The following is a 13,035-nucleotide window of genomic DNA, read 5'->3' as shown; positions in this document are numbered from 1 at the left end:
GTCCGCTGGATCCTTGTTTCAATTTGACCGCGGTTGGTCCCGAGGCTTTTCAGATGGCGCAGTATCCCGATCTCCAGCTCTACATCGGCGGCTCCTGGCGGAAGACCGCGTCGGGGCTGCCTGTAATCAATCCCGCGGACGAAGCTGTGATCGGACAGGTGCCGGTCGCCAGCCGGGTCGATCTCGACGACGCGCTCGCGGCTGCGGCCGAAGGGCTGAAGGTCTGGAGCCGCACCGCGCCGGCAAGGCGCGCGGAGATCATGCTCAAGGCCGCCGCGCTGATGCGCGAGCGTATCGAGGAGATCGCGTTCGCGATCACGCTGGAGCACGGCAAGCCGATCGCCCAGGCGCGCCTCGAGGTGATCCGCGGCTGCGAATTCTTCGAGTGGGATGCTGCGGAAGGGCTGCGCACCTATGGTCGGGTGATCCCAAGCGAGCCGGGCATCAAGTATCTCGTGCTGCATCGGCCGATCGGCGTGGTGGCGGCGTTCTCGCCGTGGAATTTCCCGATGAGCCAGCCGGCGCGCAAGATCGGCGGTGCGCTGGCCGCCGGCTGCTCCATCATCATCAAGGCCGCCGAAGAGACGCCGGCGGGGGCGCTGCATATCGTGCGTGCGTTCCATGACGCCGGGTTACCGCCGGGCGTGCTCAACCTGGTGTTCGGCGTGCCGGCGGAAATCTCGGAATATCTCATTCCCAAGGACCCCGTACGCCTCGTGGCGTTCACCGGATCGACGGCGGTCGGCAAGCGGCTGACCGAGATGGCAGGGCGTCACGTCAAGCCCGTGCTGATGGAACTCGGCGGCCATGCGCCGGTGATCGTCTGTGATGACGTCGATCCCGTCGAGACCGCCGTCATGTCGGCGGTTCGCAAGATGCGCAACGCCGGCCAGGTCTGCACGTCGCCGACGCGGTTCTTCGTGCAGGAGCCGTTGTACGAACGCTTCACCCGGGCTTTCGCCGAGAAGGCGCGGACGATCACCGTCGGCAACGGCCTCACGGCCGGTACCGAGATGGGGCCGCTCGCCAATCATCGCCGCATCGAGGCGATGGAGACGCTGGTCGCCGACGCCCGGGCCAAAGGTGCGCGGCTGCTCGCCGGCGGCGAGCGCCTCGGCAACCGCGGCTATTTCTTCGCACCGACCGTGCTGGCGGACGTACCCGACGAGGCTCGTGCCATGTCCGAGGAGCCGTTTGGTCCGCTGGCGCTGATCAATCCAGTCAAGACGCTTGACGACGCGCTCGCCAAGGCCAATGCGCTGCCGTTCGGTCTTGCGGCCTACGCCTTCACCCATTCGGCGCGCAACGCCGACCACCTGGCTGAGGGGATCGAGGCCGGCAACTTCTCGATCAACACGCTGGAGGCCTCGGTCGCCCAGACGCCATTCGGTGGCGTCAAGGAGAGCGGGTTCGGCCGCGAGGGCGGCGCCGAGGGCCTTTCGCACTACACCGTGGTGAAGAACGTATCGCATCGCCTGGCGTGAGCAGGCCGCCGTCGGCGATCGTCACCAGACGTTTCCTGGGATTGGACAGACCATGAAGTACACCAAGAAGGACGCCAAGGCCTACGCCAAGGCCAACATGACGGGGATCTGGGCGGCGGCGCTGATGCCGTTCCGGCCGGACCTGTCGATCGACGAGGACGGCTTTCGCCGCAACGTCGCGCACTGGACCGGCGACCTCGGCATCGATGGTCTGTTCATCGCCGGCAAGCAGGGCGAGTTTTTCTCGATGTCGATCGAGGAGCGCAAGCGCTCGTTCGAACTGGCGGTGGCGGCCAGCGAGGGGCGCGGCGCGACCATCATGTCGTGCTCAGACCAGAACATGGACGTGGTCATCGATCTCGCGCGCCACGCCCAGCGCGTCGGCGCCGACTACATCGTGGTGCACGCGCCGATCCTGCACTTCTTCAAGGCCCACGACGAGACCGTGCTGAACTATTACCGCACCATCGCGTCCAAGGTTGACATTGGCATCGCGCTGTGGAGCCACCCGGACAGCGGCTACCTGCTGTCGCCGCAGTTGTGCAACCAGCTCGCCGACATCGAGAACGTGGTGGCGATCAAGTACAGCGTGCCACGGCCGATGTACCAGGAATTGACGCGGCTCGCCTCCGACCGCATCCAGGTCAGCACCGCGTCGGAGGAGGAATGGTTCGACAACATCGTCGAGCTCGGCTGGCGGCTCTATCTCTGTTCGTCGCCGCCGTACCTGTTGCAGACCGCGGTCGACCGCCGGATGCGTACCTACACCGATCTCGCCTTCGCCGGGCGCATCGATGAGGCGCGCGCGGTGCGCGACAGCCTCGATCCGGTGCGCGCGGCCCTGCGCACCACGCGGCCGGCGGAGAAGCCGCACGCGCATCAGAAGTATTGGCAGGAGCTGCTGGGACAGGTTGGCGGCGCCGTGCGCCCGCCGCTGCTCGAGCTGACGGCGCAGGAGAAGGCCGCAACCCGCCGTGCCTTCGACGCTTGCGGCCTGCAGATGGGACGGCCGGCGAAGGCGGCGGGTTGACGCACCGCCTTCGCCGAACGAGCGAGGGATGATACGCCGACGGGCCAAGAGTGGTCGCGGCGGAAGCCGCGACGGACATGGGAGAGACGGGATGAGCGAACTGGGACGGCTGCGCGCCTTCAATTTTGCGAAGTGGATCGACGAGCATCAGCACATGCTCAAGCCGCCGGTCGGCAACCAGCAGATCTGGAAGGACGCCGATCTGATGGTCACCGTGGTCGGCGGCCCCAACCGGCGCACCGACTTCCATGACGATCCCGTCGAGGAGTTCTTCTACCAGTTGCGCGGCGATATGATGCTCAAGGTCGTCGACAACGGTAAGCACTATGACGTGCCGATCCGCGAAGGTGAGATCTTCCTGCTGCCGCCGCATGTCCGCCACTCGCCGCAGCGTCCGCAGGAGGGCTCGGTCGGCCTCGTGGTCGAACCCAAGCGTCCCGACGGCATTCTCGACGCGTTCGAGTGGTACTGCTTCGCGTGTCAGGGTCTGGTGCACCGGGTCGAGGTCGACCTCGAGAGCATCGTCGACGACCTGCCGCCTTTGTATCGCGCCTTCTACGGCAACGAGGCGGCCCGCACTTGTCCGCATTGCAAGACGCTGCATCCCGGCAAGGAACCGCCGGCGGGCTGGGTGAAGCTGTAGACAACGCCACAATCAACAAGAGGGGGATAACATGAGGGGCATCAAAATCGCGTCGGCGCTGCTCGCCGCACAGCTCGGCTGGATGGCGCCGGCCTCGGCGCAGGAGCCGGTCAAGATCGGCCTGATCACGTCGCTGTCGGGGCCCGGCGGCTATCTCGGCCAGGACATCCGTGACGGCTTCGAGCTCGCCATCAACATGGGCGGCGGCAAGCTCGGCGGCGTGCCGGTGCAGGTGGTCGTCGAGGATGACAGCGCCAAGCCGGGGCAGGGCAAGCAGATCGCCGACCGCTTTCTGAAGAATGACAAGATCAAGATCTTCACCGGTATCGTGTTCTCCAATGTCGCCGGCGCCACCGTGCCCGACGTGCTCGATGCCGGCGCCATCTATGTCAGCCCCAACGCCGGACCGTCGACGTTCGCCGGCAAGGGCTGCCATCCCAACTACTTCGTAGTTTCCTGGCAGAACGACTCCCTGCACGAGAGCGCCGGCGAACTCGCCAACAAGCTCGGCTACAAGAGCGTCTATCTCGTTGCCGCGAACTATCAGGCCGGCAAGGATGCGCTCGAAGGCTTCAAGCGCTTCTACAAGGGCAAGATCGCGGGCGAGAGCTTCACCCGTCTCGACCAGACGGACTTTGCCGCCGAGTTCGCCCAGATTCGTGCCGCGGGCCCCGACGCTGTGTTCCAGTTCGAGCCCGGTGGCCTCGGCATCGCGTTCCTGCGTCAGTACCAGCAGGCGGGCCTGAAGGACAAGATCCCGATGGTGGTCGCGGCGCCCTCGCTCGACGCCGTGACGCTCGCCGTGGTCGGCGAGGCCGGTCTCGACGTCAATGTGACCTCGCACTGGAATTCAGACTTCGACAACCCCGCCAACAAGGCCTTCATGGCGGCGTGGGACAAGACCTACCAGCGTCCCGCGACCTACTACGCCAGCCAGGGCTACGATACCGCGCTGGCGATCGGCGCTGCGCTCAAGGGCACCGGCGGCAAGGTCGACGACGTCAACGCGTTCCGGCAGGCGATGCTGAAGGCCGACTTCCAGTCGACCCGTGGCGCCTTCAAGTTCGGTCCGAACCAGCATCCGGTGCAGGACTGGTGGGCGCTGAAGGCCGAGAAGACCGCCGACGGCAAGCTCGCGCTCAACACCAAGGGCAAGATCCTGTCCGACCACGGCGACGCCTACGCCAAGGACTGCAAGTTCTAGGAACGGACGATGATGAGCTGGCTCGCAAGGCTGCAGATCCACAGACTGCAGGTTCAGGTGCTGATCGGCATTGTCGCCGGTGTCGCCCTGGGCCTTGCGGTGCCGGCCACCGCCGTCGCCATGAAGCCGTTCGGCGATGCCTTCGTGGCGTTGCTGCGCATGCTGATCGGCCCGATCGTGTTCTTCACGGTCGTGCACAGCCTTGCCGCGATCAAGGACATGCGCCGGCTCGGTCGGCTCGCGTTCAAGACCCTCGTCTATTTCGAGGTCGTCAGCACGATCGCGATGCTGCTGGGGTTCGCGGCCGTCAACATCGTGCAGCCCGGGCAGGGCCTGCACGCGTCGGTCTTCGCTGCGCCGCTGCCGAACTCCGTGGCGTCGAGCGAGGCGTTCTCGTTCGCCACGTTCCTGCTGCACATCATCCCGGCCAATCCGGTTGACGCCTTCGCCCGTGGCGACGTGCTGCAGGTCCTGTTCATCTCCGTCATTGCCGGGCTTGCGCTCGGCGCGCTGCGTGAACCGGAGTCCGTGCTGGTGCGCGGGATCGAGGAGGGGCAGCGCCTGCTGTTCATCGTCCTCGACTGGATCATGCGGTTCGCCCCGCTCGGGGCGTTCGGGGCCATGGCCGCCACGGTCGGCGGCTATGGCGGGGCGGCGCTGGCGCATCTCGCCGAGGTCGTCGTGCTGTTCTTCGCCTGCGCAGCTCTGTTCGTGCTGGTGGTGCTCGGCGCGGTCGCGGCGCTCGCCCGCCTGTCGATTTTCCGCATCCTCGGCCTGATCCGCGAGGAGATCATGCTGGTGTTCAGCACGTCGTCCAGCGAGGTGGCGTTTCCACGGCTGATGCAGAAGCTGACGCGCGCGGGGTGCGACGAGACTGTGGTCGGATTCGTGCTGCCGGCGGGCTACAGCTTCAACCTCGACGGCACCTCGCTGTACATGGCAATCGGCGTCGGCTTTATTGCCCAGGCGACCGACACGCCGTTCCCGTGGACAGCGCAACTTGCGCTGCTCGCAGTGCTGCTGCTGACCTCGAAGGGCGGGGCGACCGTCGCCGGCGGCTCGTTCATCAAGCTCGCGGCGACGCTGCAAAGCACCCGCGCGCTGCCGCTCAGCGGACTTGGCCTGCTGTTCGGCGTCGATCGTTTCATGGCGCTGTGCGGCGGCCTCACCAACATGATCGGCAATGCGGTTGCAGTGCTCGTGATCGCACGCTGGGAGGGCGCATTCGACCGGGCGAAGTTCGATGCCGCCTGCCGGCGGGATGCGCTTGCGCTCGCCGCGGATTGGCCGGGTACGCCGGCCGATGAGGCGGCCACAGCCGAACCGATCGGCGTGCCGGGGCGTGCGCCATGATCGTCGTCGAGCAGATCCTCAACGGCATCCAGTTCGGCCTGACGCTGTTCCTGATGTCGGCGGGACTCACCCTGATCTTCGGCATCATGGGGGTGATCAATCTCGCCCACGGTTCGCTCTACATGATCGGCGCCTATGCCGCGGCGCTGGTCGCGGCCCATACCGGATCACTGTGGCTCGCACTTGCTGGCGGTCTTGCCGCCGCGGCTGCCGGCGGCGTGCTGATCGAGTATGTCGTGGTGCGCCGGCTGTATGCGCGTGACCATCTCGACCAGGTGCTGGCGACGTTCGCGCTGATCCTGATCATCAACCAGGGCGCCAACATGCTGTTCGGCCGCCAGCCGCTGTTCGTGGCGATCCCGCCGGCGCTGTCCGGCTCGGTGACGCTGCTGCCGGGGCTGACCTATCCGCTGTACCGTCTGCTGGTCATCGCGCTCGGCCTTGCGGTCGCGGGCGGCCTGTTCGCGCTGATCCACTATACCCGCGTCGGCATGCTGGTTCGCGCCGGCGCCACCCATCGCCAGATGGTGCGGGCGCTCGGCGTCAATGTTGCGCTGCTGTATACGGCGGTGTTCGGTCTCGGCGCGCTGCTGGCGGGGCTCGCCGGCGTGATCGCCGGACCCATCACCTCGGTTCAGGTCGGCATGGGCGAGCAGATCCTGATCCTCGCCTTCGTCGTCGTGGTCATTGGCGGCCTCGGCTCGGTGCGCGGGGCGTTCTTCGGCGCGCTCGCCGCCGGCCTTGTCGACACCCTGGCACGCGCGTTCCTGCCGATGATACTGCGTCAGGTGATGGGCGGCTCCAATGCCGACGCGCTGGCAAGCGGCCTGTCGTCGATCAGCATCTATCTGCTGATGGCGCTGGTGTTGTTGATCCGCCCGCAGGGGCTGCTGGCGGGGAAGCCATGACGTCGGACTCACTGGACAACGGCAGCGCACGAGCGGTGCCATCGTTTGTGACGCTGCGGAGCGCTGTGGTCGTCGTGGCGATTGCGGCGCTGCTTGCGCTGCCGATGGCGGCGAACGCGCTGAACGTGCCGTCGGCAACCGGCCTGATGACACAGGTGGCGATCTACGCCATCGCCGCCATGAGTCTGAATCTGGTGCTAGGCTATGGCGGCCTCGTCACTTTCGGCCACGCGGCGTTCTTCGGCGTCGGCGGTTACGTGGTCGGCATTCTCTACCAGCATTTTGCCGAGCGCAGCGCGTTTCTCGACCTCGTGCCGGGAACGGACAGCCTGCCGCTCGCGCTGCTCGCGGCCGTGGTGGTCGGCGCCGCGGTCGCGGCGCTGATCGGCAGCCTGTCGCTGCGCACCAGCGGTGTGCCCTTCATCATGATCACGCTGGCATTCGCCCAGATGCTGTTCTTTCTGTTCGTGTCGCTGAAGACCTATGGCGGCGACGACGGGCTGATGATGCGCCGGCGCGACGTGCTGCCGCTGGTCGATGCCCGCGACGACGTCGTCTACTACTATATCTGCCTTGTCCTTGCGGCGGCATGGTTCGTTTTGACCGCCTGTCTCGTGCGCTCGCGCTTCGGCGTGGTGCTGTCCGGCCTGCGGCAGAACGAGCGTCGGATGATCGCGATCGGCGTCGCACCATACCGCTATCGCCTCGTCGCCTTCATCATCGCCGGTGGCGGCGCGGCGCTCGCCGGCGCGCTGATGACCAACTACCTGCGCTTCGCCAGCCCCGACATGATGCACTGGACCAAGTCTGGCGAGCTGATGATGATGGTCATCCTCGGCGGCGCCGGCACACTGGTCGGCCCGATCCTCGGCGCCGCCGCGATGGTGGTGCTGGAGACCATGCTCGCGGCGCAGACCGAGAACTGGCAGCTCTATCTCGGCATCATCCTGCTGGCGATCGTGATGCTGACGCGCGGCGGCCTTGCGGCGCTGGTCCGCCGGATCGCGGGCAGGCCATGACGGCAGCGCTCGAATTGCGCGGCCTGCGCAAGCGCTTCGGCGGCCTGACGGCCACCGATGATGTCAACCTGTCGGTCCCCGAGGGGGCACTGCATGCCCTGATCGGGCCGAACGGCGCCGGTAAGACCACCCTCATCAACCAGGTGGCCGGCGAACTGCGCCATGACGCCGGCGCAATCCTGGTCGGGGGCGTCGATGTCGGCGCGCTGCCGCCGTGGGAGCGGGTGCGGCGGGGGCTGGCGCGGACCTTCCAGATTGCCCAGTTGCTTCCCGACGAGAGCGCGCGTGACAATGTCGCCCTCGCAGTGCAGGCGCGCCAGGGCCACAGCTTCCGCTTCTTCGCCGACGCGCGACGCAACGGCGACGGCAACACCCAGGCGGCGCAACTGCTGGAGGAGGTCGGCCTGTCCGCCTGCGCGGGAACCCGGGTCGCCGATCTTGCCCAGGGCGAACGCAAGCAGCTCGAGCTTGCGGTGGCGCTGGCCACCCGCCCGTCGCTGCTGCTGCTCGACGAGCCGATGGCGGGCCTTAGCCCGGTGGAGAGCCAGGCGATGGTGGCGCTGCTGCGCCAGCTCAAGGGCAAGGTGACCATCGTGCTGGTCGAGCACGACATGGACGCGGTGTTTGCGCTGGCCGACCGCATTTCGGTGCTGGTGTATGGGCGGGTTGTCGCGAGCGGCACCGCTGACGAGATCCGCTCCGATCCGGCGGTCCGGACCGCCTATCTCGGCTCGGGCGACGAGGCATGCTGACGCTGACCAACCTGCAGGCCTGCTACGGTGCGAGCCAGGTGCTGTTCGATGTCAATCTTGAAGTGCCTGATGGCCGTATCGTTACGCTGCTCGGCCGCAACGGCATGGGCAAGACCACGACCGTGCGCGCCATCATGGGTCTTGTGCCGGCCAGCAGCGGCCTGCATTTCGACGGCACGCCGCTCGGCGGCGCGACACCGGAAGCGATCGCCCGCCGCGGCATCGGCCTCGTGCCCGAGGGGCGGATGGTGTTTCCGACCCTGACCGTGCGAGAGAACCTCGTCGCCACGGCATCCAATCGCGCGGGGCGTACCGAGCCCTGGACCGAACAGCGCATCTACCGCCTGTTTCCGCGGCTACAGGAGCGCGCGCGGCAATATGCGGGCACACTGTCAGGCGGCGAGCAGCAGATGCTGGCCATCGGGCGGGCGCTGATGACCAACCCAAAACTGCTGATCCTCGACGAGGCGACAGAAGGACTCGCACCGATCGTGCGCGGCGAGATCTGGCGCTGCATCGCGACGCTGAAGGAGCAGGGGCAGTCAATTCTGCTGATCGACAAGAACATGGCCGTGCTGAAGCGGCTCGCCGATCATCATTACATCCTCGAGAAAGGCCGCACGGTGTGGAGTGGCGACAGCGCCGCGCTGGACCGCGATGCCGCGGCGATCGAACGGTATGTCGGGCTATGAGCGTGGCCAGGAAAAAGCCGTTGCGCGTCGCGTTTGTCGGCTGGGGCGCGATCGCCCGGCGGGTCGTCGCCCTCGTTGCCTCACGCAATGACGATATCGTGGTTGCCGGCGTCGCCACGCGGCGCGCGCCGTCGAATGACCGCGAGCTGCCTGTGGGCGCACGCTGGCTGCCGTCACCGGACGACCTGCGCGATCTCGCGCCCGATCTTGTGGTCGAGGCGGCCGGCCGCGCAGCAGTGGAGACCTGGGGCATTGCAAGCCTGCGTCACGCCCGCGCGTTGGCCGTCTGCTCCACCAGCGCATTTACCGACGATGCGCTGCTCGCGCGTCTTGTGGGGGAGGCCGAACGCTGTGGCAGCCAGATCCTGGTGCCGCCGGGTGCGCTGGGCGGGCTCGACGCGCTGGCCGCGGCGGGGCGGCTGCCGTTGCAGCGTGTGAGCCATCGCATCGTCAAGCCACCCGCCGCGTGGCGGGGAACGGCGGCCGAGGAACTGATTGATCTCGCGACGCTGACGTCGGCGCAGGCGTTTTTCAGCGGCACCGCGCGCGAGGCCGCTGCCAGGTTTCCGGCCAACGCCAACGTCGCCGTCATCTCGGCGCTCGCCGGGCTCGGCCTCGACCGCACCGAGGTGATGCTGGTCGCCGATCCCGCGGCGACGCAGAACAGCCACCATCTCAGTGCGCGCGGCGATTTCGGCTGCCTCCAGGTCATTGTTGAGAACCGGCCGTTGGCCGCCAACCCCAGAACCTCGGAACTGACCGCCCTCAGCGTGGTGCGACTGATCGAGGGCCGCAGCCGGCCGCTCAGCTTGTAGGCGTTTTACGGCGGGCCTTGCGCGGGCCGGCTGGCTGCGGGAAGACGGCGCATGGAGACTTTCAGATCATGATCGTGACGCGTGCCGCCACGGTTGCGGACGCCGTCGCCATCTCGGCGCTGCTCGAAGCCAATGGCGCTGCCCGGGGCGGTGCGCTGTTCGGCGAATGGCCGGTCGAGGTGGTGACGCGCTGGATCGAGGTCGGCGGCCTTGTCGTGGTCGCCGTCGAGGGAGACCGGCTGCTCGGCGCGCTGTTTACCTGCGGCAAGGCCTGGGTGACCGCGCCGCCTGCCGTCGCGATGTTGCGGGCGTGGCCCGGCGCGCCGGATGCCTATGTCTACGGTCCGGTGTGCATCGACAAGGCGGCGCGCGGGCAGGGCGTGCTGGAGGCGATGTATGCCGATCTCGTCGCGCGCTGGCCCGAGCGGGAGGCAATCCTTTTTATCAAGACAGGCAATGGCCCGTCGTTGCGTGCTCACCAGCGGCTCGGCATGGCCGAGGTTGCGCGCTTTACCTTAGGTAACGAGGTATTCCTGGTGTTCAGCAACAAGCGGCGGCGCCGGACGATCGCGGACAGCGTTACCGAACTGTCATCCTGACGCAATATATCCCGTCCAGATGCTGGAAGCCGTGTTCGGCTTGCTGCGCGTTGCCTGCGCAACGACGGGACGCCTGCCGCTGGCCGACGGTCGTGGCGTGCGAATGATGTGAAAGGGACGCGTTGGGTTGCATCCCGAGGGGCGAGAATGCTCGTGACGTGGTGCGACGTCTCCTTGCGATCGGTCGGCTGGTCGGCGCTCCTGCGCGCCGCGGGCCGCACGATGCTCGCCGTCGTTGCCAGCGTGGCGTTCGCCCGGGCGCAGCCCGCGTCGGTCGATCCTGAACTTCGATTCGACATCCCCTCGCAGCCGCTCGATGGCGCGCTCGAGAGCTACATGCAGGTCACTGGCCTGCAGGTGCTCTATGTCAGTGCGCTGACCGGCGCGCGGGTCTCGGCCGGAATCAAGGGCCAGCTCACGCCGCGCGAGGCGCTCGACGAGTTGCTGGTTGGGACCGGGCTTGCGGCGCGCAGCACCGCGGAGGGGGCCTTCACGCTGGTGGGGCTGGCGCGGCCGCACAGCGTTCCATCGCGGCAGGTCGCGAGCTTCGAGGATTATCTCGCGCGCGTGCAGGACAGGATCATTGCCGTGTTGTGCCGACAGACGGCAACCCGTCCGGGCAGCTATCGCGTCGCACTGCAGTTCTCGATCGGGAGCGCCGGCACGATCCGCAACGCCGCGCTGCTCGGACCGTCGGGCGACGATGTCCGGGACGAGGCGATCGCGGCGGCATTGCGCGGGGTGTCTGTCGGTCAGGGCGCGCCGCACGACATGCCCCAGCCGGTCACGATGCTGATTTCGCCATCGGCGGCAGGCCGGAACGAATGCCAGGACGCTCCGCGGTGACCGAGACGAGCTGGATGGCCCTGCGGCAATTGCTGGTGGAGCGCTATCACGACCTGCGCGAACGCCTGGCGCGGCGGCTCGGCTCGACCGAGCTCGCGAGCGAGGCGCTGCACGAGGTCTATCTGCGGCTCGGTCGCACCGATACGCCCGGGGCCGTGGCAAGCCCGCGGGCCTACCTGTTCAAAGCCGCCTACAACCTCGCCACCGATCGTCGGCGCAGCGAACGGCGGCGCGCCCGCCACGCGGTCTCCGATGCAGATGTCATGCTCGACATTCCTGACGGGCAACCGGGTCCGGATGGCATTGTCGAGGCGCGCATCGAGCTGGCAGCGCTCGCCCGCGCTCTGCTGGCGCTGCCGCCGCGCCAGCGCGCGATCCTGATCGCCGCCCGCTATCAGCAACTGCCGCGCGCCGAGATCGCCCGGCGGTTCGGCATTTCGCGGCGTACGGTGCAGTTCGAGCTGCAACGGGCGCTGGAGGCATGCCGGGAGCACATGGAAATGACGGAGGGCGATGCCGATGACAAATCGTGAGCGCGTCCTGCACATCCGCGGGCCCAGGATCGTCTTCGGTGCTGAAGGCGCCGTCGCCGGGGCGGCGGGTCGCGAGGGGAATGGACGTTGGGCATGACTACGGATCGCGTCATCGACGTGCCGGACAGCGCCGCGCTCGAGCGCGAGGCGCTGGCGTGGCTGGTGCGCGTCACCGACGAGGACGTCACGGCGTCCGAGCGCGCGGAACTCGCTGCGTGGCGGTCGCAAAGCCCCGCCCATGCCGCCGCGCTCGTCCGGGCGACGGCCCTGTGGGGTGCGCTGCCGCCGACGATCGACGGCCTGCTGCGCAGCGGTGCGATCCCGGCGGCGGAAGGGCGCCGTCCCGCAGCGCGGCCGCTGGGACGTCGGGCGTTTCTCGGCGGCGCCACGGCGGCGGCCACGGTGGCCGCGGGCTACCTCGTGCTGCGGCCGCCACTGGAGCTTTGGCCTTCGCTGACGGAGCTCGCTGCGGACTACCGTACCGGGGTCGGCCAGCGCCGAGACATCCTGATCGCCGGCCAGGTGCCGGTGACCATGAACACCCAGACCAGCATTGCGCTGCGACCGGCAGCGCCGGGGCTTGATCGCTTCGAGCTGATCGTGGGTGAGGCGGCGGTCGACGTGAGCAAGACCTTGGGCAGGACCTCGGGGAACGCGGTGCAGGTTCTGTCCGCCGAAGGCACGGCGACGGCGACGGCGGCGAACTTCGCCATCCGGTGCGACGGGCTGGCGACATCAGTCACCTGCATCGCCGGCGTGGTGGATGTTGCCGTCACCGATCAGGCCGTGACACTGCAAACCGGACAGCAGGTGATTTACCAGCGGGCCGGGCTTGGCGCGGTGACGGTCGTCGATCCCATGATCGTCACGGCCTGGCGTGGCGGCTACCTGATGTTCCGCAAGGAGCCGCTGGACCGCGTTCTCGCGGAGGTCAATCGCTATCGGCCGGGCCGCATCGTGCTGCTCGATGCGACACTTGGGCGCGGACTGGTGACCGCCCGTTTCAAGCTCGACCGGCTCGACGACGTCATCACCCAGGTGCACGAGGTGTTCGGCGCACGGATCCGCACCTTGCCCGGTGGACTGGTGCTGATCGGCTGATCGCTGCCTCCGGCCCGGCGGCTATGTCACGAAACATTCGTCGAAAAACATTGCGA

At 67.7% G+C, this 13,035-nt stretch carries 14 protein-coding genes; all 14 read left to right on the top strand.

What is annotated here, in order from left to right; all coding sequences use genetic code 11:
• The first annotated feature begins 53 nt into the window (after window positions 1-53).
• The 14 genes from JQ639_RS01515 to JQ639_RS01450 all read left to right on the top strand — a co-directional run bounded on the left by JQ639_RS01515 (window position 54) and on the right by JQ639_RS01450 (window position 12,979).
• On the top strand, window positions 54-1,484 hold the full coding sequence (locus tag JQ639_RS01515; RefSeq protein WP_211969791.1) for an NAD-dependent succinate-semialdehyde dehydrogenase: 1,431 nt from the start codon (window positions 54-56) through the stop codon (window positions 1,482-1,484).
• 52 nt (window positions 1,485-1,536) lie between these two features.
• Entirely contained in the window at window positions 1,537-2,514 is a 978-nt protein-coding gene (locus JQ639_RS01510) for a dihydrodipicolinate synthase family protein (RefSeq protein WP_211969792.1), read from the top strand.
• A 100-nt stretch (window positions 2,515-2,614) separates the two neighbouring features.
• Window positions 2,615-3,157: a 3-hydroxyanthranilate 3,4-dioxygenase gene (locus JQ639_RS01505; protein WP_211969889.1), complete on the top strand. Its 543-nt coding sequence runs from the start codon at window positions 2,615-2,617 to the stop codon at window positions 3,155-3,157.
• 31 nt (window positions 3,158-3,188) lie between these two features.
• Window positions 3,189-4,361, top strand: coding sequence for an ABC transporter substrate-binding protein (locus JQ639_RS01500; RefSeq protein WP_211969793.1), 1,173 nt, complete (start codon window positions 3,189-3,191; stop codon window positions 4,359-4,361).
• Between the two features lie 9 nt (window positions 4,362-4,370).
• Window positions 4,371-5,714, top strand: coding sequence for a cation:dicarboxylate symporter family transporter (locus tag JQ639_RS01495; protein ID WP_249123587.1), 1,344 nt, complete (start codon window positions 4,371-4,373; stop codon window positions 5,712-5,714).
• Window positions 5,711-6,622, top strand: coding sequence for a branched-chain amino acid ABC transporter permease (locus JQ639_RS01490; RefSeq protein ID WP_211969794.1), 912 nt, complete (start codon window positions 5,711-5,713; stop codon window positions 6,620-6,622). The genes JQ639_RS01495 and JQ639_RS01490 overlap by 4 nt, the downstream gene beginning before the upstream one ends.
• Window positions 6,619-7,641, top strand: coding sequence for a branched-chain amino acid ABC transporter permease (locus JQ639_RS01485; RefSeq protein WP_211969795.1), 1,023 nt, complete (start codon window positions 6,619-6,621; stop codon window positions 7,639-7,641). Before JQ639_RS01490 ends, JQ639_RS01485 begins: the two co-directional genes overlap by 4 nt.
• Window positions 7,638-8,393 carry an ABC transporter ATP-binding protein gene (locus tag JQ639_RS01480; RefSeq protein WP_211969796.1) on the top strand — a complete coding sequence of 252 codons (756 nt, stop codon included), beginning with the start codon at window positions 7,638-7,640 and terminating at the stop codon, window positions 8,391-8,393. Before JQ639_RS01485 ends, JQ639_RS01480 begins: the two co-directional genes overlap by 4 nt.
• Entirely contained in the window at window positions 8,387-9,085 is a 699-nt protein-coding gene (locus tag JQ639_RS01475; protein WP_211969797.1) for an ABC transporter ATP-binding protein, read from the top strand. Before JQ639_RS01480 ends, JQ639_RS01475 begins: the two co-directional genes overlap by 7 nt.
• A complete protein-coding gene (locus JQ639_RS01470) occupies window positions 9,082-9,900 on the top strand; it encodes an aspartate dehydrogenase (RefSeq protein WP_211969891.1) in 819 nt (272 codons plus the stop codon). Before JQ639_RS01475 ends, JQ639_RS01470 begins: the two co-directional genes overlap by 4 nt.
• Window positions 9,901-9,968: 68 nt before the next feature.
• Entirely contained in the window at window positions 9,969-10,499 is a 531-nt protein-coding gene (locus JQ639_RS01465; RefSeq protein WP_211969798.1) for a GNAT family N-acetyltransferase, read from the top strand.
• 147 nt (window positions 10,500-10,646) lie between these two features.
• Window positions 10,647-11,345, top strand: a complete 699-nt coding sequence (locus tag JQ639_RS01460) for an STN domain-containing protein (RefSeq protein ID WP_211969799.1) — start codon at window positions 10,647-10,649, stop codon at window positions 11,343-11,345.
• On the top strand, window positions 11,342-11,878 hold the full coding sequence (locus JQ639_RS01455; protein WP_211969800.1) for an RNA polymerase sigma factor: 537 nt from the start codon (window positions 11,342-11,344) through the stop codon (window positions 11,876-11,878). The genes JQ639_RS01460 and JQ639_RS01455 overlap by 4 nt, the downstream gene beginning before the upstream one ends.
• Window positions 11,879-11,971: 93 nt before the next feature.
• Complete coding sequence (locus JQ639_RS01450; protein WP_211969801.1) at window positions 11,972-12,979, top strand: FecR family protein; 1,008 nt, start codon at window positions 11,972-11,974, stop codon at window positions 12,977-12,979.
• Window positions 12,980-13,035 lie beyond the last annotated feature (56 nt).

Origin of the sequence: Bradyrhizobium sp. U87765 SZCCT0048 (genome assembly GCF_018131225.1) — a bacterium.
Classification (GTDB): Bacteria; Pseudomonadota; Alphaproteobacteria; order Rhizobiales; family Xanthobacteraceae; genus Bradyrhizobium_A.
The sequence above is the reverse complement of the archived record's forward strand: the minus strand, read 5'-3'. Positions and strand labels throughout refer to the sequence as shown.

Bases quoted from the DNA above. Each gene is read 5' to 3' on its own strand.
- JQ639_RS01480 (WP_211969796.1), top strand. From the start codon at position 7,638: ATGACGGCAGCGCTCGAATTGCGCGGCCTGCGCAAGCGCTTCGGCGGC.
- JQ639_RS01485 (WP_211969795.1), top strand. From the start codon at position 6,619: ATGACGTCGGACTCACTGGACAACGGCAGCGCACGAGCGGTGCCATCG.
- JQ639_RS01475 (WP_211969797.1), top strand. From the start codon at position 8,387: ATGCTGACGCTGACCAACCTGCAGGCCTGCTACGGTGCGAGCCAGGTG.
- JQ639_RS01500 (WP_211969793.1), top strand. From the start codon at position 3,189: ATGAGGGGCATCAAAATCGCGTCGGCGCTGCTCGCCGCACAGCTCGGC.
- JQ639_RS01495 (WP_249123587.1), top strand. From the start codon at position 4,371: ATGATGAGCTGGCTCGCAAGGCTGCAGATCCACAGACTGCAGGTTCAG.
- JQ639_RS01470 (WP_211969891.1), top strand. From the start codon at position 9,082: ATGAGCGTGGCCAGGAAAAAGCCGTTGCGCGTCGCGTTTGTCGGCTGG.
- JQ639_RS01465 (WP_211969798.1), top strand. From the start codon at position 9,969: ATGATCGTGACGCGTGCCGCCACGGTTGCGGACGCCGTCGCCATCTCG.
- JQ639_RS01460 (WP_211969799.1), top strand. From the start codon at position 10,647: ATGCTCGTGACGTGGTGCGACGTCTCCTTGCGATCGGTCGGCTGGTCG.
- JQ639_RS01490 (WP_211969794.1), top strand. From the start codon at position 5,711: ATGATCGTCGTCGAGCAGATCCTCAACGGCATCCAGTTCGGCCTGACG.
- JQ639_RS01515 (WP_211969791.1), top strand. From the start codon at position 54: ATGGCGCAGTATCCCGATCTCCAGCTCTACATCGGCGGCTCCTGGCGG.
- JQ639_RS01450 (WP_211969801.1), top strand. From the start codon at position 11,972: ATGACTACGGATCGCGTCATCGACGTGCCGGACAGCGCCGCGCTCGAG.
- JQ639_RS01510 (WP_211969792.1), top strand. From the start codon at position 1,537: ATGAAGTACACCAAGAAGGACGCCAAGGCCTACGCCAAGGCCAACATG.